The organism is Mycobacterium sp. DHQP2018-32-09 (assembly GCF_058148405.1).
In genome coordinates, this window is the sequence record NZ_JBYVYK010000057.1 from 1 (window position 1) to 24,585 (window position 24,585).

The window sequence follows — 24,585 nt, forward strand, 5'->3', positions numbered from 1 at the left end:
GCCGCGGCGGCGGGCCGCCGCCGCCCTGGTGGGCGCGGGCACCAGCGTCAGCGGGACGGGCAGCACCTCCCAGGCCAGCAGCCGATCGATCCCGGTGCGCAGCACCGCACCCAGCGGCGCGATCAGGTCGCCGCGGCCGCGCTCCTTGGCGGCGACGATGGCCTCCCTGCGCGGCCCGGCATAGCGGCCGAGGGCGAACACCGGGACACCCGGGTCCACGCGCGGCGACACCAGCGTGGGCTCGTCGGCGCGCAGCAGCAGCTGCCGCGCGCACGTGGCGCACCACCGCACGCCCGGGGTCCCGCACCCGCCGCACTCGAGCGGGAGGATCAGATCGGCCAACACCCCCGCAGTCTCACCGCGTGGTCTGACACGCCGCCGGACACGAGGAGTTGTCCCGTTCCCGACCCGCGACGCACGCCGCGGTGCCTATGGTGAGGCGTGCCCTCACCCACGGCTCTGGTCATCGGCGGCGCGTCGGGTATCGGCTGGGCGTCGGCGAGAGCGCTGGCCGCCGAGGGCCATCGCGTCGTGGTGGCCGACCTCGACGCCAGCGCCGCCCGCGAGCGCGCCACCGAACTCGGCGAACCGCACGGCCACGCGGGCGTCGACGTCGTCGACGAGGCGGCGGTGGCCGAACTGTTCGAGCGCACCGGCACGGTGGACGCCGTCGTCACCACGGCGGGCTTCTCCACCATGAGCCCCATCGTCGACATGCCCGTCGACCAGTTCCGGGCGGTGGTCGACGTCTGTCTCACCGGCTCGTTGATCGTCGCCAAGTACGCGGGCAGGCAGCTGCGCGACGGCGGTGCGCTGGTGTGGATCTCGTCGCTCAACGGTCGCCAGCCTGCGGCCGGCATGAGCGCGTACTGCTCCGCGAAGGCCGGGCTGTCGATGCTGACGCAGGTGGCGGCCATGGAGTTCGCCCCGCGGGGCATCCGCGTCAACGCCGTCGCCCCGGGTTTCGTGCGCACACCGCTCACCGAGCCCGCGGCGCTCGTCCCCGGCGTCGTCGAGGACTACGTCGACAACACCGTGCTGCGGCGGGCGGGGACGCCCGAGGAGATCGCCGACGCCGTCGTGTTCCTCTGCTCGGACCGCGCCTCGTGGATCACCGGCGAGGTGCTCGACGTCAACGGTGGCGCCCACATGCTGCGCTACCCGGACGTCCTGGGACACGTTCGGCGGTTGATGGGCTGATCAGCCCGGCAGCACCGGGATGGCGCCCGGGCCCAACAGCGGGCGCACCTCGGCCCACGCCAGGTCGTCCTCGGCGGCCGAGCCCGACAGCTGCAGTACCCCACGCTGGTCCGCGACGTAGATGGTCGACGGGTTGGCGGCCACCGTCGACACCGGGGCCAGCAGGTTGCGGCTGGGTCCGTCGGAGTTCACGCCGTCGAGGTTCACGTAGGAGACCGGGTGCTGGGCGTCGGTACGCGACACCACGATGTCGTCGCCGGTGCGCCACGACAACGACACCGCGGTGTCGCCGAGCCCGAAACCCAGTCGCCGCGGGTAGGTCAGCGCGTACTGGCCCTGGTTCTGTTCGACGCCTGCGAGGATCACCTTGCCCGCGATGACCATCGCCGCGCGGGTGCCGTCCCGGGACAGCTGCAGCTCCGAGATGGGGCCCGGAAAGCGGGTGGCGACGGCACCGGCGTCGACGGGGATGCGCGCCGGCTGACCGGACGCCGCCTCCTGGATCACCCGCACCACGGCCGAGCCGTCGACCACCACCCAGATCGCGTCGTCCAGCGACCAGCTGGGCCGGCTCAACGTGCGCCCGTCGATCGCCTGCGAGGCGTCGGCACCGACCGCGCCCACCCACAGCGACGACGCCATGTCGGGTGCGCCGGGACGCAGCGTCACGACCGACGCCGCCTCCTGGCCGCTGCGCGACAGGGTCGCCGAGGTCTGGTCGCGGATGTCGCCGAACGAGCCGGGAACCTTGGGCGCGCGGTCGCCGTCGAGCGCCACCATGGATCCGCCGAGCAGCGCGTGCAGGCCCGCGGCGGCGCCGGGGTCGGCTCCTGGATCGGTGGCGGCGACGTCGGAGGTGTTCCAACCCTCGGCGAAGCGGTCGTCGAGGGCGGCTCCGTCGGCGTTGATCACGTACGGCCCGTTGATGCCCGCGCGCGACAGTGTCCAGATGACCTGTGCGGCAAGCAGTTGCCTGCTGTGCGGGTCGGTGGTGTTGAGGTTCTCCAGGTCGATGCGGGCGCCGCCGTAGCCGCGGCCGACGCCGGTCTTGCCGCCGTCGGCGCGGGTCACGGGGCCGCGCAACCGCAGCGGCGGTGCCAGCAGGTTGCGCACGGTCCGGTCCATCTCGGGCCGCGGTCCGGTGAGCAGTTTGGTGACCAGCTCGGTGGCCAGCAGGTCGGGGTCGGACACCGCGACGTAGCGCGGATCCGGCACCACGGTCTTGCCGGTGGGGTCGACGAAGTACAGCGTGTGTCGCTTGTAGGTGGACTGGAACTGCTGCCAGTCCAGGAACACGCCGTTGGGCAGCCGGTCGATGCGCCACCCGCCGGGGGTCTTCACCAGCTCGATGGGTCCGGGGTCGGGCAGGGCGCCGTCGCCGGTCTCGAAGACGCCCATGTCCGACAGCGAGCCCAGGATGTCGGCCTTCATGGTGACCGACACGCGGTCGGTGCCGCGGGTCTCGACGAACACCACCCGGTCGATCAGCAGCGCGCTGCCCGCGTCGTCCCACGCGTTCGAGGCCGACTCGGTGAGGAACTGCCGGGCGGCGAGGTGCCGGTTGGCGGGATCGGCGGTGGCCTTGAGGAATTCGCGCAGCAGGACGTCGGGATCCATGCCGGGTGACGGCGTCGGCAGGCTGGGCGGTGCCGGCCGGTCGACGGTGCCGATGGCCTGCGGCGCCGACGAACTGGGCACCCCGGCGCACCCGGCGAGCCCGATCGCGAGCACCAGCGCGCTGACGACGACCAGCAGTCGCCTCACGCGCGCTCCCCCGCGGGCAGGGTCTCGCGGACGGGCGCACGGTCGGGTCCGGTGGGCTTGAGCGGCAGCGGGCTGGTGGTGACCTTGTGGCCACGCACCAGCGGCAGGGTCAGCCGGAAGCAGGCCCCCTTGCCGGGCTCGCCCCACGCCTCCAACCGCCCCTGGTGCAGGCGCGCGTCCTCGATGCTGATCGCCAGCCCCAGCCCGGTGCCGCCCGACCGCCGCACCCGAGAGGGATCCGAGCGCCAGAACCGGCTGAAGACCAGCTTCTCCTCCCCGGGGCGGAGACCGACGCCGTAGTCGCGGACGGTGACGGCGACCGTGTCCTCGTCGGCCACCATGCGGATGCGGACCGGCTTGTGCTCGGCGTGATCGATCGCGTTGGCGATGAGGTTGCGCAAGATCCGCTCGACGCGTCGGGGGTCGACCTCGGCGATCACCTGGTCCCCGGGCATGTCGACGATGAGGTCGACGCCGGCGTCCTTGGCCAGATGCCCCACGTTGTCCAGCGCGCTCTCGACGGTGCCGCGCAGGTCGAGGGACTCGACCGACAGTTCGGCGACGCCCGCGTCGTGCCGGGAGATCTCCAGCAGGTCGCTGAGCAGGGTCTCGAACCGGTCCAGCTCGTTGATCATCAGCTCGGTGGAGCGGCGCAGTGCGGGCTCGAGTTCCTCGCTGTGGTCGTAGATGAGGTCGGCCGCCATGCGCACCGTGGTCAGGGGGGTGCGCAGCTCGTGGCTGACGTCGGAGGTGAAGCGGCGTTGCAGGTTGCCGAACTCCTCCAGCTGGGTGATCTGGCGGGACAGGCTTTCGGCCATGTCGTTGAACGACACCGCCAGGCGGGCCATGTCGTCTTCGCCGCGCACCGGCATGCGCTCGGTGAGGTGGCCCTCGGCGAATCGTTCGGCGATCCGGGACGCGGACCGCACCGGCAACACGATCTGGCGGGCCACCAGCAGGGCGATGGCGGCCAGCAGCCCCAGCAGGACGATGCCGCCGGTGGCCATGGTGCCGCGCACCAGCGCGATCGTGCTCTCCTCGTTGTTCAACGGGAAGATCAGGTACAGCTCGAGATTGGTCACCGACGACGACGTGGGGCTGCCCACGACGAGCGCGGGACCGGAGTAGGCGTCGGTGTGCACCGTGGCGTACTGGTAGCTCACCTGGCCGGCCTTGACGAATTCGCGCAGCGTGGCGGGGACCTGCCCGACGGGTCCCGCGGCCGTGGCAGCGCGGGGGCCGTCGCCCGGCACCACCAGCACGGCGTCGAACGCGCCGGCGAGCCCGGCCCCGGATTCGGCCTTGCGGTCGACGAGGGTGTTGCGCGCCAACTGCAGGCTGCTGTCGAGCGATCGGCTCTCCTCGCCGCCCACGATGCCGCTGACGGTGGTGCGGGCGCGGTCGATCTCCTCGGTGGCGGCGCGCACCTTGACGTCGAGGATGCGGTCGGTGATCTGGCTGGTGAGCACGAAGCCCAGCACCATGATGACGGCCAGGGACAGCCCGAGGGTGAGCGTCACCACCCGCAGCTGCAGCGAGCGCCGCCAGGCATGCCCCAGGGCACGGCTCAGGGTGCGGAGGCCACGGACCAGCGGACCTTGCCCCCAGCCGCCACGGACGCGGCGGGAGCCGAAGATCACGGAGGTCCGGCCTTGTATCCCACTCCTCGAACGGTGAGCACCACCTGCGGGTTCTCGGGATCCTTCTCGACCTTGGCGCGCAACCGCTGCACGTGCACGTTGACGAGACGCGTATCCGCGGGGTGGCGGTAACCCCACACCTGCTCGAGGAGCACGTCTCGAGTAAACACCTGGCGCGGCTTGCGTGCCAGCGCCACCAGCAGGTCGAACTCCAGCGGGGTGAGGGAGATCTGCTCGCCGGCGCGCGTCACCTTGTGGGCGGGCACGTCGATGTCGACGTCGGCGATGGACAGCATCTCGGCGGGCCCGTCGTCGTTGCGCCGCAACCGGGCCCGCACGCGGGCCACCAGCTCCTTCTGCTTGAAGGGTTTCATCACGTAGTCGTCGGCGCCGGATTCCAGACCCAGCACGACGTCGACGGTGTCGGTCTTGGCCGTCAGCATCACGATCGGCACGCCGGAGTCGGCGCGCAGCACGCGGCAGACGTCGATGCCGTTCATGCCGGGCAACATGAGGTCGAGCAGCACCAGATCCGGCCGCAACTCGCGGACCGCCGTGAGAGCCTGGCTGCCGTCGCCGATCACCGCGGTGTCGAAGCCCTCACCGCGCAGGACGATCGTCAGCATCTCGGCCAGCGATGGGTCGTCGTCGACGACCAGAATCCTTTGCCTCATGGTGTCCATGGTGTCACCAGATCGCGACAATCCCGGGTTGCCACACGGCGTGTTTTGCCGTAGACGTCAACCGCGCATCGCGGCGACCACGTCGGCGGCCACCGCGTCGGGACCGATCCGCAGCCACGGACCCATCCAATTCCGCTCCGCCAGAGCCGAATACGCCGCGCTGGTGCGCCGCTGCAGACCATCGTCGCGTTCGTAGGCGTCGCGAGCGCGGCCGGCGTCGTGTTCGGCGCGCCGGATGGCGCGCTCGGCGGCCAGCTCGGGCGGCACGGCCAGCAGCACCTGCCAGTCGGGCACCGGCAGGGCGAAGCGGTCGAACTCGAGCGCGCGCACCCACTCCACCACCTCGCCGTCGACGTCCTGGCGCAGGCGGGCCGCGCTGTACGCGGCGTTGGAGGCCACGTACCGGTCCAGGATCACCACGTCGTGATTCTCGGACAGGGCCTCCACGTGGGCGCGCGCGTCGGCGCGGTCGAGCGCGAACAGCACGGCCATGGCGTAGACGGAGTCGGCGAGGTCGCCGTGCCCACCGCGCAGCGCCTCGGCGGCCAGGTCGGCGTGGATGGACACGTCGTAGCGCGGGAAGGCCACCCGGGCCACCGATGCGCCGGCGGCCTCGAACACCGCTCGCAGACCGTCGGTGAGCGTCCGCTTGCCGGCGCCGTCGACACCCTCGATCGCGATGAGCACGGGGCGAGCGTAGCGGGCCCGCCCACCGCGCCGTGTCAGGCCGGGACGACCTCCGACGCCAGTTCCCCGGTGGACGGCGCCTCGACGGCACCCAACTGGGCGGCGTGCGCGTGGACCGCGGCCACCAGGCCGGGGACCACCGCCTGGTCGTACCACCACAGCCACTGTGCGCACGCGTCGGCGTGCCCGTGCAGCATCTCCACGGCGAACGGATCCACGTGCGGATGCCGCGCGTCGAACTGCACCACCACCGCACCCCGGTTCTCGCCGGACTCGTCGCACATCGGCACGGCCAACTCCGCGGCGATGCCCTGATCGGCGAGCACCGCGGCGTCGGCGCGGGTGTACACGGGGTGGGTGGCGACGTCGTCGACGCGGATCACCGCGCACCGAGCGCTCGACCTGCCCGCCACCGACCCGGCGTCGTCGACGTAGCTGAAGTGCCTGCGGTACTCCTCGCTCAAGCCCGTGGACGACTCGATGCACAGCCCGCCGTGCACGGCATGGCGCAGGTGCACCGCCCCCATCCGCGCACCCGTCAGTTCGGTGGCCGTCGCCAGCAGGTCGTCCAGCACCGCGACCGGGCGCAGGGCGCCGCGGCCCCGCGAGGCGAACGGCAACCGCGGCTCGGCGGGCACCGCCGCGATCTCCGGCCCCGTCGACGATGCGTCGTGGGACACGACCGCCGCCGCGAGGTGGCGCAACTTCACGTCGTGCCGCTTGGCCACGCGGTACAGCGAGCGAAAGGCGATGTCCGGATCGGTGATCCGGTGGACGTCGCGAAGGCGGTCGACGGCGGTGCGCACGGTGGCGTGCGAGATCAGGTTGACCCGGGCGATCAACGTTTCCGGATCGACGACGGTGTCGCCGGCGCCCTGTACGGCCATGTACGTGCTCCCATCTGCTGGCTGCCCGCTCAATACCCCGGCGCGGTATCGGTGAAACCGGGCGCAGGCGCCACGCGGCACGACACGCCGAAGTGGTCGGACGGGAACACCCGCGGCAGGTGAGCCGACACCGGTTCGGTGCCGAGCAATCCGATGTCGACGGCCCGGATGCCGGGTCCCTTGAGCACCACCCGGTCGAACCGGACGTGGCGCGGCTTGCCCGTGCTGTCCAGGCGCATCAGGTTGATCGACGTGTCCTCGGTGAAACCCGGCTGCCCGGGCCGTAGCACCGGCCAGACGTCGGTGAACGGCGGCGCGATGCGCTCGTCGTCGCGCATGTTGAAGTCCCCGAGCAGGATGACGTCCTCGGCATCGTCGAACAGCCCAAACACCTTGCGCAGCTGTCGCTCTCGCAGCTGCGCACGGGACTTGCCGCTGTCGAGGTGGACGCACCCGAGGTGCAGCGGGCGGCCCCCGACGTCGACGCGCGCGTGCAGCACCCCGCGCCACGCCTCGGTGGGCAACGCGGTGTGGGCCACGCGACGCAGCGGCAACCGGGACAGGATCAGCATGCCGTAGTTGCCGGTGCGCCTTCCCGTGACGGACGCGGCGACGTATGAGGCCCTGATCCACGGCTGCGCCAACAGCACGTCGAGCGCCGGCGCGGTGACCTCCTGGAACACCATGACGTCCGGTTCCAGCGGCGCCAGCACGTCGGCCACCGCCTGGTAGCGCCGCCGCGCGTGGAAGGGATCGAACCACACGTTGAACGTGGTGAGCACGAGGGTGTCCGGCACGGAGCGTGGCCAGGCGTCCCCGGGGTGCCAGCGTCCGGTCACCGCGTCGAAGCGCAGGACCGGCACCGGGCTCCTACGGCGCCTGAGGTTTAGTCGGAAGGCAAACGTCTGCGACATCACCGTCGATCATGCCGTCGCGGCGCGCCGTCAGACCGGGGAGGCCACCATGCCGCGGTGCATGACGCGCCTGCCGCGCACGCCGTCGTGGTCGGCGCGGTGCATCACGCAGCGGTTGTCCCAGATGACGACGTCTCCCGGGGCCCACGCGTGCCTGGTGACGTTGTCCGGCCTGGTGGAGTGCTCGTACAGGTAGCCCACCATCTCGGCGGCGCGTGCCGGCGACAGTCCGCTCATCCCCGCGCACCGTCGTGGTGTCGTCAGGTAGAGCGCCGTCCGGCCGCTGACCGGGTGGGGCCGCAGCACCGGATGGGTCGCGGCGGTCTCCGCGTCGTCGTCGAGATCCAGACCCGTGACGACGTGCTCGATGGTGCGGTCGGCCAGGTCGCGCCGCACGTGCTCGGGTAGCGTGTCGTGGGCCCGGTACTGGTTGGAGAACAGCGTGTGCCCGCCGGCGTCGGGCACGTCGACGGCGCGCAATGCGGTGTAGCACGGCGGGTTTCGCACGTAGCTGGTGTCCACGTGGAACACCGAGCGCGGCGGGGTGGTGCGCCCGACGTTGCTGATCACGTTCAGATCGGGGAATCCCGGGACCGGTGTCTCGCCGACGGTGAAGGCGAGGTCGCCGAAACTGCGCAGGAACGCCAGGAATTCGTCGTCGGTGGCGTGTCGATCGCGCAGCACCAGCACGCCGTGGTCGGCGAGCAACCGCTGCAGCTGCGCCACCGTCGGAGGTTCGAGCGCTCCGACGACGACGCCACGGACCTCGGCGCCCACCGGGTTCAGGGGTGTGACGTGCATGGCAGGCCTTCCTCGCGGTCCACTTCGTGAAGCGCCGCGGCGAACAGGGCGTCCAGCGTGATGCCCGCGGCGGCGGCCATCACCGCGATGACGCTGCTGGGTGCGTACGAGCAGTAGGGCCCGGCCTCGAGGAACCACGGCTGCCCCTCGGCATCGATGCGGAAGTCGAACAGGCCGTAGTGCCGACAGCCCAGCGCCACGTGGCAGCGGCGCGCGGCCTCCCACACGCGCTCGGTGATCGGATCGTCGGTGGGGACGATCCAGGCGCGGCTGGCGTCCTTGGCCACGAGGAACAGTTCGTCGTCGGACGTGCGCGCGAGCTTGTCCTCGCGGTCGCGGATCGGTTTGGTGACCGGGTCGACGGCGTACTCCTCCAGCGGTAGGCAGATCAGCTCACCGTCGCGAACGACGATGCCGCACCGCACCTCTCGACCCAGATCGACGTACGACTCGACCAGCGCGGCCGGCCCGTGCGCCAACGCGGCGCGTACGGCCTCGGCGTAGTCGGCCCGCTCTCGCACCAGCGTCACGCCCATCGAGTTGTCCGAGTCGACGGGCTTGACCACCACGGGCAGCGGTGTGTCGACGGGCTCGTCGGCGGCACGCACGACGCGTCCGGGTGGCACGCGCACCCCGGCGGCGGCGACGACGGCACGGGTCTTGCCCTTGTCGGCCGCCAGCGCCATGACGTCCGCGCGATTGCCGACGTAGGGGATGCCCAGCACGTCGAACAGCGCGCGGTAGGCGGTCATGCCGGGGAGGCAGAACATCTGAGGCACCATCACGTCGACGTCCAGCTCGGTGATCGCCGCGATGGCCGCGGCGGTGGAATGCGACGGCGCGGCGGCGAGCGCCGGAGCGGACAGGTCCGCGGGAAACCGCCAATCCCCGCCGGGGGCCACGTAGGCGATGTGGGCCTCGTGCTCGTCGCCGGCCACATCACCGAGCGCGCTCAGACAGGCGCCGGCGTACAGCCGTGACAGCTCGGCGTGGAACTCGTCGACGGGCGATCCGACGAGGTGCAGCACCCTGCGGCGGCGCCGTTCCACGGTCAGTCTCCTCCCGGTTCGACGAGCTTGCCGATGTTGAAGTCCATGCGCGTCCACTCGCCGCGGCGTCGCAGGCTGCGCCACAGCAGGGATGGCAGCTGCACGTGGTGGACGGCGAAGAACGGCAGCGGATCCCACCCGGCGAAGATGGCGTCCTTACCCGTGAGCAGGACGCGAAGTCGATGGCGGCGACCGGGCTCGGCGAGCAGGCGCCAGAGTTCGTGGTACAGCCAGTACGTCGGGCGGGCCGCCGGGTGGGGCGTGATCATCGGGTGCCCGTCCTGCAGGTAGGCCGCCGCGACGTCGGGGTGGTCGTAGAACATGGTGATGGCCGAATGCGTGCGCGGGTTGCACTCGATCGCATACGCATGCCCGTCGGCCGCCTCGATGAAGTCGAAGGAGACCTGTCCGGTCAATCCCAGCTCTTCGACGAAACGTCGCACCCAGTACTCGATCTCGGGCTTGTCGACGTGTGCGTAGTTGATCTGGAAGGCCGAGGACTCGCAGCATCCGTACACCTGCAGGCGGCCGGAGCGGGCGGTGCCGTGCGTGCAGTACTCCCGACCCTCCACGAACTCCTGCAGGATCCACGGATCGTCCTCGCAGATGCCCAGGTGGCGCGCGAACTCCACGTTGGCCGACGGTGTTTCCCGGGTCAGGCGGGTCAGGTCCATCCGGCCGACCGGGTTGTAGGCGATGCGCTTGAGCACGTAGCTGCGCCCCTCGGGAAAGTCGAACTCCTCGATCTGGCGGACGTCGGTGATGCGGTGGGAGTCGGGAACGCGCAGGCCCAGTCCCGCCGCGGTACGGCAGAACGCCGACTTGTCGTCGAGCATCCGGACGGACTCGACGTCGCCGTGCAGCACCTCGCAGACGTCGTCGAGCACGTGGCGCGCCTCGGCGTCCGGCACGCTCGCGGCCGGGCTGGCCACGGGGACGAACACGTCGACGCGCTCGGCGATCGCGATGTCGCGCAAGGCCTCGGCGTACCCGGGGGCAGTGACGTCGGGCACCGTGTAGAAGCGCGCCACCGCGCGGGAGAACCGGTGCCCGGTCCAGCGGTACTTGGCAGACTCCACCAGGATCACGCGGTGCCCGGCGGCGTGGAACGACCGCGCCAGCTGCAGCGCCTTGGTCATCTTGCCGCCGCTCACCAGGACGGTCAGCCGGGTCGCCGCGCGGGCGGTGTCCGGGGTGGCACGCCGACGGGCCACCCCGGATGCCATCCCGGATGTCAGCCCGGATGCCAGCCCGGATGCCAGCCCGGATACCGAAGTGGCCGCGACCACCGCCGCGTTCAGCGGAGCGGTGGCGGCCAGCGCGGCCAGAGCGGCGACGGTCCGGGCGATCACGCCACCCGCCGGATCAACGTGAGCCCGTCCCGCAGCGGCAGCAGCACCTGCTCGACGCGTGGGTCGGCGGATACCGCGTCGTTGAAGGAGCGGATCGCCGCGCCGTTGCCGGTGACGCCCTCGTCGGTGTACGGCTGGCCTTGCATGAGGGTGTTGTCCACGGCGATCACCGCGTGCGGTGCCAGCAGGTCACCGTCCAGCAGCACGTCGAGGTAGCCCAGGTAGCCGCCCTTGTCGGCGTCGACGAAGACGAAGTCGAACGGTTCTGCCCCGTCGGCGGCCAGGCGACGAAGCGTGTCCAGGGCCGGGCCCACCTCGATGGTGATCCGGTCACCCACCGGCGAGTCGTCGAAGCAGCCCCTGGCGAATTCCGCAGCCCCCGCGTCGATTTCGCACGCGAGCAGCGTCGCACCGGCGGGCAGGGCCTCGGCCATCGCCAACGCCGAATAACCCGTGAACAACCCGATCTCCAACACCCGCCGCGGTGCGGCCAGGCGCACCAGGAACTGCAAGGCCTTGCCCTCGACGTGGCCGCAGAGCATCTCCTGTTCCAACCGGCCGTCGGACGCGATCGCCCAGTCGGTGGCGCGGGTGCGGCGCGCCAGCCGCGCCAGCGCGGGCGACTCCGGCGTCGTGCAGCGTTCCAGATAGGGGTCCAGACCGGCGGCCAGGTCGCGCGCCCGGCGCACGCGTTCGAGCACGCGCGGGTCGACCGTCCCGCCCGCCTCCAGTGCGGCGCACACGTCGGCGAGTTCTGCGGCCAGGATGGTCGACGGCGTCACGGGGCGCGGCGCCGCGGGTCCCGCGTCGGTGACCTCAGGCACGGCCCGGCGCCGCGGTGAAGGCGTCGATCCCGGCTCCGCCCCTGTCGAATTCGAGGCACAGCTTCTCGTGCATGCGCAACGTGTCGACCAGTTCGTCGGACGTCACGTCGTTGAGGAAGCGGCACTCGCCGATCGGGTCGGGCACCGCCGCCCGCAGCAGCCCGTCGCGGGTCCGCAGGATGGCCTCGGTGGCACTCACCAACAGCTCGGCGGTCAGGTAGTCGCTGGTGAGCGTCAACCCCAGCGCGTTCATCACCGTGAGGATGCGGTCACGGTCGGTTGCCGAGATCAGCCCGCGCCGTTCGGCGAGCGTGGCCGAGTACGCCATGTCGATGCTGATGGCATGCCCGTGGAAGAACGGTTCGGGCGGCGTGAGTTCCAGTGTGGGACTCCACGTGTGGCCGAACGCGATCACCCGGTCCAGGTCGATCTCGTGCAGGTTCGGCGATTCGAGGTCGAGCATCGTGGCGATGGCCGCATAGGTGAGCCGGTGGGCCACCTCCCGCAACTCCGGGGTGCCGTCCAGGTGACCGAAGCGCGTGCGCAACAGGTCGACGCCCGACGTCTCGAGCATCTCGAAGATCTCCCGGTTGCCCACCACGGCGATCTTGACCAGCTCCGCCATCCCGTTGCGCACCTGGTCCTCGGGCAGCGTACCCAGGAAGGAGAAGTCGAGGAACACCTTCTGGGATGCGTGATAGGCACCGAGGCGGTTCTTGTGCTTGCCGTGGTTGACGGCGACCTTGATCGACACGCTGGCGTCGATGAGCCCGATCAACGTGGTGGGGATGCGGATGTACGGGGTGTTGCGGCGGTAGCTCGCGCAGGCGAAACCCGCGACGTCCGTGGTCAATCCGCCCCCGACCACCAGCACCGGTTCGGTGCGCACCAGGCCGAACGCGTCGAACTCGCCGACGATGCGCTCGAAGGTCTCCAGCGACTTGGCGGTCTCGCGGATCTGGATCGGCACCACGGTCAGCGCGATGCCGTGGCCGTCGAAGTAGGCGTGGATGCGCTCGCCGTAGATGCGGTGCACCGCCTCGTCGACGACCATCAGCGCCCGGCCGTAGGGGCGATAGCAGTCGGCCAACGCGGTGTTCTCGGCGTCGAACACGCCGTCGACGTACACCAGGTCGTACTCGATCTTCTCGTAGCCTTCGACGTGGAATGCCCTGTCCTGGGCGGTGACTCGGGCCTGCATGTTGCTCACGACGTTCTCCTCTTCGGGGTCGGCACGGTCGGTTCTGGGACGGCTCAGGACTGAGCCAGCTCGACCACGCGGTCGGCGTCGAGCGCGTCGACCGTCTCGGTGGCCTCGGCGAAGTCGCCGTCGACGGTGTTCTCGTTGGGGAACGCCACGCAGGTGACCCCGGCGGCGACGGCCGCGTGCACGCCGCCGACGTTGTCCTCGATGGCCACGGCGTCGTCGGCCGACTCCCCGAGTTCGTCGAGCGCATAGCGGTAGGAGTCGGGATTCGGCTTGGGCGCGTCGACCGACGAGACGTCGACCACCACGTCGAAGGCGCCGGCGTCGACGTGGCGTTCCAGTGCGGCGAGCACCGCGGCCACGTTCTCGCGGGAGGTGGTGGTCACCAGGCCCAGCGCATGCCCGTCCTGCTTGGCGCGCTCCACGGTGAGGACGACGCCGGGGCGCGGTTCGACGTCGGCGTCGGCCAGCAGTTCGCGGAAGATCTTCGACTTGGTCTCGTGCACCGCGGCCGCGTCGACGTCGTCGCCGCGCCGGGCGGCGTAGTCCGCGATGCGCTGCTTGCCGCCGTTGGACCCCAGCATGGCCGTGTAGTCGTCGCGCGACCACTCCCAGTCCAGGCCGTGGGCGGCGAAGGCCTCGTTGAAGGCGCGGCGCTGCAGCTCGGAGGTGTCGACGAGGGTGCTGATGGATCCGAAGAGGATGGCGGACATGTGGGGCCTTTCGCCAGGGCGCGATGGTCGTCGGTCGCGGTGCGAGCCGCTCCGGGGCCGCATCCGCGCGCTGAATCCCCCGTCCACTAATGCGCCAAACGTCCATTTCTGAACATTTCTGTCATAATTGAACTCAACGTTCATTAGATAGCTTCTTGTGCGTTCGATGCTCACGACGGCAAGGAGGTGACCCCGTGGCACCCGCGGCACCTTCCGATACGCCCGAATCTCCCGACCAGGGCAAGGATGCGCGCGTGGCTCGCACCCGCGCCGACGTCTCCCGGGCGGCCCTGCGCGTGCTCACCGAGGAGGGCGCCGACGCCCTCACCCACGCCCACGTCGCCGAGATCGCCGGCTACTCCAAGACCACGCTGTACACCCACTGGCCGGCACGCGTGGAGCTGATCGTGCTCGCCCTCGACGCGCTGGGCGACCTGCCGCACCAGGAGCCCACCGGCGACCTGCGCGCGGACCTCATCGGCGAACTGCACGCCTTCCGCCGAGCCGTCCGCGAGTTCCGTCTGGACCAGGTGCTGGCGGTGATGGCGCAGTGGGCGTCGGTGGACGAGATGGCGCGCATCCGCGACCGCATCAACGCCGACGCCCAGCAGCCCATCCGCGGGATGCTCGCGGCACTGTTCACGGGATCCCGCTTGGAAGCGGCGATCTCGATGCTCGCCGGCGTGGTCGCCTGCCCCACGCTCATGTTCGGACGGCCACCGGACGACGACGTCATCGAGACGGCCGTGGACGTGATCCTCCAGGCCGCGCCCGAAAGACCCTAGAAGTCACCGCAATTCGGCGTCGTCGGCAACCCGTTGAACCGGTCGGCGATCCACTGCATGGCACGCTCGCCGTCGACGAGCATCGGCAGTGCATGGTTCACCACCGCCTTGTTGAGGAACGGGGGCTGTTCGTTGGTCCAGAACTGCACGTCGGCGCCCCGGGAGCACCAGTCCCGCCCCAGCTGATTGGCCGCAGTCCACGGCACCAGCGGATCGAACCGATTGCTCAGGATCAGCACGGGCGCATCGGGATTCAGCTTGCCGATGCGCTGCATGTCGAACAGCGACGCGAACGGCTCCTCGTTGACCGCCTCGTCGATGTCGACGTTGAAGTACGGCTGCAGGTGCCGAAACATGAACTTCGCCGCGGTCTCGGCGATGCACTGATCCTGCACCTTCTGCAACAGATCGAGCCCGCGCGGCGTCAGCTTGGAGCGGATGAGGTCGGCGAACTCCGGATAGGTCGTGATCACCGAGTTCAGCGCGTACCCCACCACGCCCACCAGCGCACTGCCGTCGGCGTAGGGGAACAACTCCTTGAGATCGGCCGGCGGGGCGCCGGCATACGTCCCGACCACGTGCAGCTCGGGCGCGTAGGACGACGCCAGCTCGGCGGCCGACGCTGCCGCTCCCCCACCCTGGGAGTAACCCCAAAAGGCCACCGGCCCATCAGGATCCAAGGACGTACCCGGCAGCCGCAGGGCCGCCCGACCGGCGTCGAGCATGGCGTCGCCCTGCGCCACCCGGTTGACGTAGGTGTGCAGCCCCGGCGTGCCGAGCCCCTGGTAGTCGGTCATCACGATCGCGAAACCCCGCGCCACCATGGTCGCGACGAACAGCTCCTCGTAGTTGAACGTGAAGTCCAGGAAGGGCGAGAAGTGAATGCCCTGGTTGAACTGCCGCGACGGCGCGCACTGATCACCCTGCCCCTGCGTGCCGGGGCCATACACGATCAGCGGCCGCGGCCCCCGGCCCGGCCAGGCGTTGAAGGGCTCGAAGTACGTGCCCGTCACGGCCATCGGCTGGCCCCGAGCGTCGGTGCTGCGGTACATGATTCGGGTCCCGGTGGCCATGATCGCACCGAGCTGCCCCGACGGTTCGAGCACCAGCGGCGATGGTTCGCTGCGGATCACGTCGCCAGGTGTGCCCGGCGGCAACGGATCCGGTGGCGTGTAGAACTCGAGGTAGCGGTCCTCGTTGTACTTGGGATCGCGAACGTCGTTGGTGGGGTCGGGTGCCGCCGTGGCCACCGGGACCAGGACGGGGACCATCAGCAGGGAGACCACGAGCACCGACAGTGCCGTCAGCACGCCCGAGAACATCCACCCCGGTACCCGACGCATGGTTGCGAACGTATCGACTTCACGGTCGATTCACGTGTGGTTTCGGCGCTTTCGTCGTGCCGGCACTCACATCGACGTGGACAGCAACACCACCACGTCGGCCATGGGATCCAGGTAGGCGGCGCTGGCGGCGGCCGGGGTGGTGAACGCGAGATCGAGCTTCGCGCTGGTGAGGTACGGACCCGGCGGCAGCTCTGGCCGCAGCTCCGCGGGCACCTCGGGTGACTTGCCCTGGGGGATCGGGAGATACCTGGCAACCAATGCGGTGGTCTGATCGGGATCGAGGTGCACGACGGCGTCGATCCACGTGGTGGTGGGCCCGGGCACTCGTTCGTCGGCGTCGTCCGAGCGCACCCACGCCGCCGACCGCGCAGCACCCAGTTCGGGGAAGTCGGCCACCAGTGGCGCCACGTCGCGCCGCACCTCGAGCGGCGGGGGCTGCGGGGACTCCCCCACGCCGCCACCGCAACCGGCGAGCACGAGAGACGCCGTCAGGAACGCGAACGGCCCCCGGCACGCCAGGCGCGCCAGGGGCCGTCCACGGTTCACGGTGTCGGCCGCAGACGTCAGTAGCGGTAGTGCTCGGGCTTGTACGGGCCCTCGACGTCGACGCCGATGTACTCGGCCTGATCCTTGGTCAGCTTGGTCAGCGTGCCACCGAGCGCCTCGACGTGGATCTTGGCGACCTTCTCGTCGAGGTGCTTGGCCAGGCGGTAGACCTCGTTGTCGTACTCGTCGTTCTTGGTCCACAGTTCGATCTGCGCGATGACCTGGTTGGAGAAGCTGTTGCTCATCACGAACGACGGGTGACCGGTGGCGTTGCCGAGATTCAGCAGGCGACCCTCGCTCAGCACGATGATCGACTTGCCCGACTCGCCGAACGTCCACTCGTCGACCTGCGGCTTGATGTTGATGCGCGTCGCACCGGAACGCTCGAGGGCGGCCATGTCGATCTCGTTGTCGAAGTGGCCGATGTTGCCCAGGATCGAGTGATCCTTCATCGCCTTCATGTGGTCGAGGGTGATGATGTCCTTGTTGCCGGTCGAGGTGATGACGATGTCGGCGTCGCCGATCGCCTGCTCGACGGTGACCACGTCATAGCCGTCCATCAGCGCCTGCAGGGCGTTGATCGGATCGATCTCGGTGACCTGGACGCGCGCACCCTGGCCGGCCAGCGACTCCGCGCAGCCCTTGCCGACGTCGCCGTAGCCGCAGATCAGCACCTTCTTGCCGCCGATGAGGGCGTCGGTGCCGCGGTTGATGCCGTCGACCAGCGAGTGCCGGGTGCCGTACTTGTTGTCGAACTTGCTCTTGGTGACGGAGTCGTTGACGTTGATGGCGGGGAACGCCAGCTCACCGGCGGCGGCGAACTGGTAGAGACGCAGCACGCCGGTGGTGGTCTCCTCGGTGACACCCTTGACCGACTCGGCGATCTTGGTCCACTTGCCCTTGTCGGTCTCGAACCGGCTGCGCAGCAGGTTCAGGAACACCTTGTACTCGGCCGAGTCGTCCTCGTCGGCGGGCGGAACCACGCCGGCCTTCTCGAACTGGGCGCCGCGCAGCACCAGCATGGTGGCGTCACCACCGTCGTCGAGGATCATGTTCGCCGGCTCGCCCTGCCAGGTGAGCATCTGCTCGGCAGCCCACCAGTACTCTTCGAGCGTCTCGCCCTTCCAGGCGAACACCGGGATGCCCTTGGGCTCCTCCGGGGTGCCGTGGGGGCCGACGACGATCGCGGCGGCGGCGTGGTCCTGCGTGGAGAAGATGTTGCAGCTGGCCCAGCGGACCTCGGCCCCGAGGGCGGTCAGCGTCTCGATCAGCACGGCGGTCTGCACGGTCATGTGCAGCGAACCGGAGATGCGGGCGCCCTTGAGCGGCTGCACGTCGTGGTATTCGCGGCGCAGTTCCATCAGGCCCGGCATCTCGTGCTCGGCCAGGCGGATCTCCTTGCGGCCGAACTCGGCCAGCGAGAGGTCGGCCACCTTGAAGTCGATGCCGTTGCGAACGTCGGCGGTGAGTGTCATGTAGAGCCCCTTGTGTCGTTTCGTCGAATGCAGCGTGGGCACGCGGGTGCGCACGTGGCGACACCGGTGCCGATACCCCCAGCCTGCGGGCTCGCGGGACAGGCGCGCGCGTGCGGTCGTACGGCTCGTCCGTGACCGCCGGCGCGGCTGCCGGCTAGTGAGTATCTATGACACCGTAGCGTTCGGCGAAGGGCGTCATCAATCTGGCCAGGTCACTGGCCACGTCGCGGCCGGTTCCCGGGTCGGTGTCCGGCGGCATCGACACGTAGCTCATCGCCAGCCGGACGATGGCGCGGGCCAGCACGCCGGCATCCTCTTCGCTGCACCGCACCCAGCTGGTGGTGAACGTCGCCGTGAGCCGCTCCGAGCACCGGCTGATGATGGGCGCGCTGTCGGTGGTGATGATCTGCAGCAGGTCGGGCTTGGCGACACCGGTCAGCAGGGAGATCACCAGCGGATCCATCGCCGATTCCAGGAAGAAGGAGCGGAAGCCCTCCAGGAAGGCGGCGTGGATGTTGCCCACGTTGTTGCCGATCGCCAGGTCGACGGCGTCCACCAGGCGGTCGGCCAGCCGCAGGGCGTACCCCTGGGCGAGGCCTTGCCGCGACCCGAACTCGTTGTAGATCGTCTGCCTGCTGATACCGGCGGCCTTCGCGACGTCCGACAGCGTGATGGCCGACCAGTCCCTGCTGAGCAACAGGTCGCGCATGCCGTCGAGGATCGCGTCGCGCAGCAACACCCGGGAGGCCTCCGCGTAGGAGACGCGCTTGGGTCTGGGTGCGGTCACAGGCCAGAGAATATCGTCTCCCGCCTGCACGCCCTGGGTCATGGCCTGGCGACCTCGATCATCTCGAAGTCGGACTTGGCCGCGCCGCAGTCGGGGCAACTCCAGTCCTCGGGGATGTCGTCCCACCGCGTGCCGGGGGCGATGCCGTCCTCCGGCCACCCCTTGGCCTCGTCGTACTCGAAACCACACTGCACGCAGACGAACAGCTTGTAATCGGTGGTGTCACTCATTCGTGTCTCCTAGGCGTCGACGGGGTGGAAATCGGGCTTCTCGCGTACGGCACAGTCCGGGCAGGTCCAGTCGTCGGGCACCGTCTCCCAGCGGGTCCCGGCCGGAAAGCCCTCGCGGGGTTCACCTTTGGCTTCGTCGTAGACGTAATCGCAGCCGGGACAGCGGTAGCCGCTCATGACCCGTACCGCGCCATCACCGCCGCCCGCCGGCGCGGATGCACGTTGACGCGGCTGATGTCGCCCTCGTAGTGCGCCAGCACGCGGTGGTCCATCACCCTGCGCCACACCTGCGGTACGTAGGTCAGGGCGATCATCGAGGCGTATCCGCTGGGCAGGTTGGGAGCGCCGTCCATGCTGCGCAGCGTCTGGTAGCGGCGGGTGGGGTTGGCGTGGTGGTCGCTGTGCCGCTGCAGGTGGTACAGGAAGAGGTTGGTGACGATGTGATCGGAGTTCCAACTGTGTTCGGGCGTGCACCGCTCGTACCGCCCGCTGGGCAGTTGCCGGCGTAGCAGGCCGTAGTGCTCGAGGTAGTTCACCGTCTCGAGCAGGCTGAACCCGAAGACGGCCGAGATCACCATGAACGGCAATACGCCCCAACCGAATACGGCGACGAGTGCACCCCAGAGCACCAGCGACATGGCCCAGGCGTTGAGCACGTCGTTGGACCAGTGCCACGTCGGCTTGCCCGCGCGCTCGAGGCGCTTGGCCTCCAGCTCCCACGACGAGCGCAGGCTGCCCCAGACGCTGCGCGGCAGGAACTCCCAGAAGGTCTCGCCGAAGCGTGCCGAGGCCGGATCCTCCGGCGTGGCGACGCGGACGTGATGGCCACGGTTGTGCTCGATGTAGAAGTGCCCGTACCACGTCTGGGCCAGCGTGATCTTGGACAGCCAGCGCTCGAGCGAGTCCTTCTTGTGCCCCAGCTCGTGTGCGGTGTTGATGCCCACCCCGCCGAGCACGCCGACCGACAGGGCCAGGCCCACCTTGCCCCACCAGTTCAGCCCGCCGTCGAAGCCCAGCCAGCCGAGGTCCGACGCGGTGAACAGGTAGGCACCCAGCACCACGCTGGCGTACTGGAACGGGATGTAGAGGTAGGTGCACCGCCGGTAGTACTTGTCGTTCTCGAGGCGCTCCATCACCTCGTCGGGCGGATTCTGGCCGTCCGGGCCGAAGAACCGGTCCAGCGTCGGCAGGAGGACGTAGAGCAGGATCGGGCCGATCCACAGCGGGACGATGGCCGCCGCGTGCCAGCCGGCACGGTTGCAGGCCCACACCAGCGGCAGCATCACGAACAGCGCCGTCGGGGCGATGAGGCCCATCAGCCACAGATGACGCTTCTTGTCGCGCCACTGCTCGACGGGCACGTGCGGTTGGGCGTGTGTCGTCACGGTCACCTCCATGTGAGAGCCATCACCAATCGCGATTGACTGTACGACGCTATTTGTCGCTTGTCTAGACACAGAGCTGTCTTTTGTAAATCGACGCTGCCCGCAACGGCGCGAGGCTGCGGGGGATCGCCGACCACGGCGATCTCCCCCGCAGCCTCGGCGGGGTGTGAAGGGGGCGTCAGGCAGGTGGCGCGGCGGCACCCTGACGGCGGCCGAGCACGGAATGTCGACGCCCGTACGCCAGGTACACCACGACGCCGATCACCATCCAGACGCCGAACCGCACCCAGGTGAGACCGGTGAGGTTGAGCATCAACCAGACACACGCCACGATCGACAGGATGGGCAACAGGGGCACAAGCGGGGCGCGGAACCCCCGGTGCAGGTCGGGACGCGTCCGGCGCAGCACGATCACTCCCGCCGACACCAGGACGAACGCGAACAGCGTCCCGACGTTGACCATCTCCTCCAGTCGGTCGACGGGGAACACCGACGCCGCGACCGCCACCACGAGGCCCACGACCACGGTGACGCGCACGGGTGTGCCCTGCCGGCTCGTCTTGGCCAACCGCCGCGGCAGCAGACCGTCGCGGGACATGGCGAACAGCACGCGGATCTGGCCCAGCAGCAGCACCATGACCACGGTGGTCAAACCGGCAAGGGCACCCACCGAGATGACCTTGGCCGCCCAGTCGACGCCGTTGGCGGTGAACGCCGACGCCAGATTGGCCTGGCCGTCCGGCCCCGTCCTGAGTTCGGTGTAGGACACCATGCCCGACAGCACCACCGACACCGCGACGTAGAGCACGGTGACGATGGCCAGCGAGAACAAGATCCCGCGCGGGACGTCGCGTTGCGGGTTCTTGGTCTCCTCCGCCGTGGTGGCGACGATGTCGAACCCGATGAACGCGAAGAACACGATGGACGCGCCCGCCAACAGCCCGTACCAGCCGTAGGTGCTGCCCTCGGCACCGGTCAGCAGCGAGAACACCGACTGCTCCAAACCGCTGCCCGACGACTCACCGGATTCCGCAGGCGGGATGAAGGGCGTGTAGTTGGCGGCCTTGACGTAGAACGCCCCCACCACGACCACCAGCAGCACCACCGTCACCTTGATCGCGGTGATCACCGCGCTGACGCCTGCCGACAGCTTGGTGCCGCGCGCCAGCAGCACGCACAGCACCCCGATGATCACCAACGCCCCCCAGTCCAGCGTCACGGGACCGAGATCGACCGTGCCACCGGAGAATCCGAACACCGAGCCCAGATACGACGACCACCCCTTGGCCACCACCGCCGCGGCCACGGCGAACTCCAAGATCAGATCCCAGCCGATGATCCAAGCGACGAACTCACCGAACGTCGCATAGGAGAACGTGTACGCGCTGCCGGCCACCGGCACGGTGGAGGCGAACTCGGCGTAGCAGATCGCGGCGAGCCCGCACGTGATGGCCGCGATCACGAACGACAGCGAGATGGCGGGTCCGGTGAGGTTGCCGGCCGTCGACGCGGTGATGGTGAAGATGCCCGCGCCGATCACCACCGACACGCCGAATATCGTCAGATCGCGCCAGGTCAGATCCTTGCGCAACCGGGTTTCGGGTTCGTCGGTGTCGGCGATCGATCGCTCGACCGACTTGATCCGCCATCGGTCCGTCATGAATTCGACATCCTTCCGCAGGCTGTGACCAGCGACCCTAGCGGGGTACCGTCGGACGCGATGGGCGAACACGCAATCGTGATGGGCGGCAGTCTCGCAGGGCTCTGCGCGGCCGCCGTGCTCTCCGAGCACTACCGACGCGTCACGATCTACGAGCGGGACACGCTGCCCACCGGCCCCGACCACCGCACCGCGGTGCCCCAGGGCCGGCACGTGCACTTGCTGATGGCGCGCGGCGCCGCGGAATACGAGAAGCTGTTCCCCGGACTGCTCGACGACATGGTGGCCGCGGGCGTCCCGATGCTCGAGAACCGTCCCGACTGCATCCACTTCGGCGCTGCCGGCCACGTGCTGGGCACCGCGACGACGCTGCGCCGACCGTTCACCGCGTACGTGCCGAGTCGGCCGCACCTGGAATGGCAGATCCGACGGCGCGCGCTGGCCATCCCCAACGTCGAACTCGTCAACGAGGCCGTCAGCGAGCCCTGGTACGACGCCGGCCGCCGCCGTGTCGTCGGCGTGCGCCTGGACGCATCGACCGCGGTCGCCGCGGATCTGGTGATCGACGCCACCGGGCGCGGCACCCGACTCCCGATGTGGCTGCAGCAGTGGGGTTTCGGACGCCCCCGCGAGGACACCGTCGACGTCGGCATCGCCTACGCCACCCACCAGGTCCGCATCCCGCCCGGGCTGATGGAAGAGAAGGTCGTGGTGGCGGGGGCCTCGCGCACCGTGCCGTGGGGCCTGGGGCTGCTGTACTACGAGGACGGCACCTGGGGACTGACGACGTACGGAACCGCCAACGTGGCCCCGCCGCACGACTTCGCCGGCATGTGCGCGTTGGCGGACCGCATTCTGCCGGAACGCTTCTCGCGAGCGATCCGGCAGGGCGAGCCCATCGGAGACGTGGCGCTGCACAAGTACCCCACCAGCAGATGGCGCCGATTCGACCGGATGGACCGCCTGCCCGACGGCATCCTCGCATTCGGCGATGCCGTCGTCTCGTTCAACCCCACGTTCGGCCAGGGCATGACGATGACGGCCATCCAGGCGCACAACCTGGCCGACGTGCTGAGCGCAGGCGACGCCGACATGCCGCGGCGGTTCCACGCGGCGACGGCCAAGACCACCTTCCCGGTGTGGACCATGACCGCGATCGGCGACATCGCGCTGCACAACGCCACCGGCGACACCAAGTGGTGGTACCGGCCGGTGGGCAGCCTGTTCGACCAGTTCCTGGGCGCCGCCGAAACGGATCACGTGCTGGCCGAATGGTTCCTGCGTCGCTTCAGCCTGCTCGACAGCCTGTACATGGTGCCCTCGCCGCGGCTGGTGGCCCGCACGATCAAGCACAACGCCGGCGCGTGGCTCGCCGAACGGCGCAACGAGCGCGACCGCGTCGCCGCCTGACCGCCCTTGCCTAACCGCCGACGGTGGTGCGGAACAGCGTGCTGGGCCGGTCGGCCACCAAGCGGATCGGGCCGTCATCGGCCGCCACCCACGCCGCCGCCCCCCGCTCGAGGGTCAACACGTTCGACTTGGCGTGCACGGTCACCGAACCCTCGGTGCACAGCAGCACCTGCGGACCGTCGTGGCGCGCCGGCGCGTCGATCTCGTGCCCCAGGTGCTCACCGTCGAGGCGCACCACCGACACCGCGAATTCCGCTGCGGGCGTGTCGTATACGAGTTCCAGACCGTCGCCGGTGACCCGCGGGGTGATGGTGGCGTCGGGGGTCGGCGTGAAGTCGAGCACGCGCAGCAGCTCCGGCACGTCCACGTGCTTGGGGGTCAGCCCGCCCCGAAGCACGTTGTCGGAGTTGGCCATCACCTCGAACCCCATGCCGTGCAAATAGGCGTGCAAGTTTCCCGCCGGGAGGTAGATGCCCTCACCCTCGGTCAAGCTGATGCGGTTCAGCAGCATCGCCGCGAGCACGCCCGCATCCCCGGGATACCGCTCCCCCAGTTCCAGGATGGTCTTGGCCTCCGCCCCGAACGTCGTGTCGCCGGAACGGATGTAGCTGACCGCGCCGTCGAGCACCGCGGGCACCAAGACGTCGAGATCCGGCTGCGGCGCGGTGATCCACGTGGTGAACAGTGCCCGTAGGCCATCGGCATCGGGTTGACCCTCGAGCAGCGCGATGAAGGGATCGAGTGCAGGCACGCCGAGAGCCCGCATCAACTCGATGCTGCCCGCCGCGGGCCGGAAGCCGGCCAGCGCCTCGAAGGGGCCGAGCGCGACGATCAATTCGGGCTTGTGGCTACGGTCGCGGTAGTTGCGCGTCGGGCCGTTGACCGGAATGCCGAGCGCGTCCTCGCGCAGGTAGCCTTCCAGCGCCTGCGCCGCGCTCGGGTGAGCCTGCAGCGAGAGCGGCTCGTCGGCGGCGAGCACCTTGGCCAGGAACGGCAGCGCATCCCCGAAGCGCTCGCGGGCCGACACCCCCAACTGGCCCTCGGGATCGGCGGAGATCGCGTCGAGCAGCGAGTGCTCGCCGTCCTCACCGGCCAGGAACGCCGGATCTCCCGGGTGCGCGCCCAACCACAGCTCCGCCTCGGGGTGAATCGTCGGACTCGGCCTTCCGGTGAAGTCCGCGATCGCGGTGCGCGACCCCCACGCGTACTTCCGGAGTGCACCTCGTAACAGGTCCACGTG

General features: G+C 69.8%; 23 protein-coding genes and 2 pseudogenes. 3 read left to right on the forward strand and 22 right to left on the reverse strand.

All coding sequences use genetic code 11. The features are described 5' to 3' along the window. Positions 1-342 (reverse strand): annotated as a pseudogene (locus AC30CM_RS22845) (ComF family protein); the annotation flags it as partial. Positions 343-441: 99 nt separating this feature from the next. Here AC30CM_RS22845 and AC30CM_RS22850 point away from each other — a divergent pair. Continuing rightward, entirely contained in the window at positions 442-1,200 is a 759-nt protein-coding gene (locus AC30CM_RS22850) for an SDR family NAD(P)-dependent oxidoreductase (RefSeq protein WP_490119201.1), read from the forward strand. Here the strand turns inward: AC30CM_RS22850 and lpqB are convergent, their stop codons facing one another. The 12 genes and pseudogenes from lpqB to AC30CM_RS22910 all read right to left on the reverse strand — a co-directional run bounded on the left by lpqB (position 1,201) and on the right by AC30CM_RS22910 (position 13,721). Beyond that, positions 1,201-2,952: an MtrAB system accessory lipoprotein LpqB gene (gene lpqB, locus AC30CM_RS22855; protein WP_490119229.1), complete on the reverse strand. Its 1,752-nt coding sequence runs from the start codon at positions 2,950-2,952 to the stop codon at positions 1,201-1,203. After that, positions 2,927-4,604, reverse strand: a pseudogene (mtrB, locus tag AC30CM_RS22860) (MtrAB system histidine kinase MtrB); the annotation flags it as partial. The pseudogene mtrB and the gene lpqB, both read right to left, overlap by 26 nt. Beyond that, entirely contained in the window at positions 4,601-5,287 is a 687-nt protein-coding gene (mtrA, locus tag AC30CM_RS22865) for a two-component system response regulator MtrA (protein ID WP_490119202.1), read from the reverse strand. The gene mtrA and the pseudogene mtrB, both read right to left, overlap by 4 nt. Before the next feature lie 57 nt (positions 5,288-5,344). Continuing rightward, a complete protein-coding gene (locus AC30CM_RS22870) occupies positions 5,345-5,974 on the reverse strand; it encodes a dTMP kinase (protein ID WP_490119203.1) in 630 nt (209 codons plus the stop codon). A gap of 35 nt (positions 5,975-6,009) precedes the next feature. Continuing rightward, positions 6,010-6,861: a GAF domain-containing protein gene (locus AC30CM_RS22875; RefSeq protein WP_490119204.1), complete on the reverse strand. Its 852-nt coding sequence runs from the start codon at positions 6,859-6,861 to the stop codon at positions 6,010-6,012. A 29-nt stretch (positions 6,862-6,890) separates the two neighbouring features. Continuing rightward, the gene (locus AC30CM_RS22880) at positions 6,891-7,724 is read right to left on the reverse strand and encodes an endonuclease/exonuclease/phosphatase family protein (protein WP_490119205.1); all 834 of its coding nucleotides are present in this window, start codon (positions 7,722-7,724) and stop codon (positions 6,891-6,893) included. Between the two features lie 81 nt (positions 7,725-7,805). After that, a complete protein-coding gene (locus AC30CM_RS22885) occupies positions 7,806-8,576 on the reverse strand; it encodes a TauD/TfdA dioxygenase family protein (protein WP_490119206.1) in 771 nt (256 codons plus the stop codon). After that, positions 8,558-9,625 carry a D-alanine--D-alanine ligase family protein gene (locus AC30CM_RS22890; protein ID WP_490119207.1) on the reverse strand — a complete coding sequence of 356 codons (1,068 nt, stop codon included), beginning with the start codon at positions 9,623-9,625 and terminating at the stop codon, positions 8,558-8,560. Before AC30CM_RS22890 ends, AC30CM_RS22885 begins: the two co-directional genes overlap by 19 nt. Positions 9,626-9,627: 2 nt before the next feature. Beyond that, positions 9,628-10,977, reverse strand: a complete 1,350-nt coding sequence (locus AC30CM_RS22895) for an ATP-grasp domain-containing protein (RefSeq protein ID WP_490119208.1) — start codon at positions 10,975-10,977, stop codon at positions 9,628-9,630. Further along, entirely contained in the window at positions 10,974-11,801 is an 828-nt protein-coding gene (locus AC30CM_RS22900) for an O-methyltransferase (protein WP_490119209.1), read from the reverse strand. Before AC30CM_RS22900 ends, AC30CM_RS22895 begins: the two co-directional genes overlap by 4 nt. After that, positions 11,794-13,002 (reverse strand): sedoheptulose 7-phosphate cyclase, encoded by a 1,209-nt coding sequence (locus AC30CM_RS22905; protein ID WP_490119230.1) that lies wholly within the window; start codon positions 13,000-13,002, stop codon positions 11,794-11,796. Before AC30CM_RS22905 ends, AC30CM_RS22900 begins: the two co-directional genes overlap by 8 nt. A 53-nt stretch (positions 13,003-13,055) precedes the next feature. Continuing rightward, positions 13,056-13,721, reverse strand: a complete 666-nt coding sequence (locus tag AC30CM_RS22910) for an HAD family hydrolase (RefSeq protein ID WP_490119210.1) — start codon at positions 13,719-13,721, stop codon at positions 13,056-13,058. A gap of 254 nt (positions 13,722-13,975) precedes the next feature. Between AC30CM_RS22910 and AC30CM_RS22915 the strand changes: the two genes are divergently transcribed. Continuing rightward, positions 13,976-14,506 (forward strand): TetR/AcrR family transcriptional regulator, encoded by a 531-nt coding sequence (locus AC30CM_RS22915; protein ID WP_490119211.1) that lies wholly within the window; start codon positions 13,976-13,978, stop codon positions 14,504-14,506. Here the strand turns inward: AC30CM_RS22915 and AC30CM_RS22920 are convergent. The 8 genes from AC30CM_RS22920 to AC30CM_RS22955 form a co-directional block, all read right to left on the reverse strand. Then, entirely contained in the window at positions 14,503-15,828 is a 1,326-nt protein-coding gene (locus AC30CM_RS22920; protein ID WP_490119231.1) for a lipase family protein, read from the reverse strand. The genes AC30CM_RS22915 and AC30CM_RS22920 overlap by 4 nt on opposite strands. Before the next feature lie 87 nt (positions 15,829-15,915). Beyond that, positions 15,916-16,398, reverse strand: coding sequence for a hypothetical protein (locus AC30CM_RS22925; protein ID WP_490119212.1), 483 nt, complete (start codon positions 16,396-16,398; stop codon positions 15,916-15,918). 17 nt (positions 16,399-16,415) lie between these two features. Next, positions 16,416-17,873: an adenosylhomocysteinase gene (gene ahcY / locus AC30CM_RS22930; RefSeq protein WP_490119213.1), complete on the reverse strand. Its 1,458-nt coding sequence runs from the start codon at positions 17,871-17,873 to the stop codon at positions 16,416-16,418. A gap of 154 nt (positions 17,874-18,027) precedes the next feature. Continuing rightward, complete coding sequence (locus tag AC30CM_RS22935) at positions 18,028-18,582, reverse strand: TetR/AcrR family transcriptional regulator (protein WP_490119232.1); 555 nt, start codon at positions 18,580-18,582, stop codon at positions 18,028-18,030. Positions 18,583-18,698: 116 nt separating this feature from the next. Then, positions 18,699-18,890 (reverse strand): rubredoxin, encoded by a 192-nt coding sequence (locus AC30CM_RS22940; protein ID WP_490119214.1) that lies wholly within the window; start codon positions 18,888-18,890, stop codon positions 18,699-18,701. 9 nt (positions 18,891-18,899) lie between these two features. Further along, positions 18,900-19,067 (reverse strand): rubredoxin, encoded by a 168-nt coding sequence (locus tag AC30CM_RS22945; RefSeq protein ID WP_490119215.1) that lies wholly within the window; start codon positions 19,065-19,067, stop codon positions 18,900-18,902. After that, positions 19,064-20,206 (reverse strand): alkane 1-monooxygenase, encoded by a 1,143-nt coding sequence (locus AC30CM_RS22950; RefSeq protein ID WP_490119233.1) that lies wholly within the window; start codon positions 20,204-20,206, stop codon positions 19,064-19,066. Before AC30CM_RS22950 ends, AC30CM_RS22945 begins: the two co-directional genes overlap by 4 nt. A 247-nt stretch (positions 20,207-20,453) precedes the next feature. After that, positions 20,454-21,935, reverse strand: coding sequence for an amino acid permease (locus AC30CM_RS22955; protein ID WP_490119216.1), 1,482 nt, complete (start codon positions 21,933-21,935; stop codon positions 20,454-20,456). Positions 21,936-21,995: 60 nt separating this feature from the next. On the opposite strand from AC30CM_RS22955, the gene AC30CM_RS22960 reads away from it, so the two are divergent. Further along, positions 21,996-23,345, forward strand: a complete 1,350-nt coding sequence (locus AC30CM_RS22960; RefSeq protein ID WP_490119217.1) for an NAD(P)/FAD-dependent oxidoreductase — start codon at positions 21,996-21,998, stop codon at positions 23,343-23,345. Positions 23,346-23,355: 10 nt separating this feature from the next. On the opposite strand, the gene manA is transcribed toward AC30CM_RS22960, so the two are convergent. Further along, a complete protein-coding gene (gene manA, locus AC30CM_RS22965) occupies positions 23,356-24,582 on the reverse strand; it encodes a mannose-6-phosphate isomerase, class I (protein ID WP_490119218.1) in 1,227 nt (408 codons plus the stop codon). Positions 24,583-24,585: the final 3 nt, after the last annotated feature.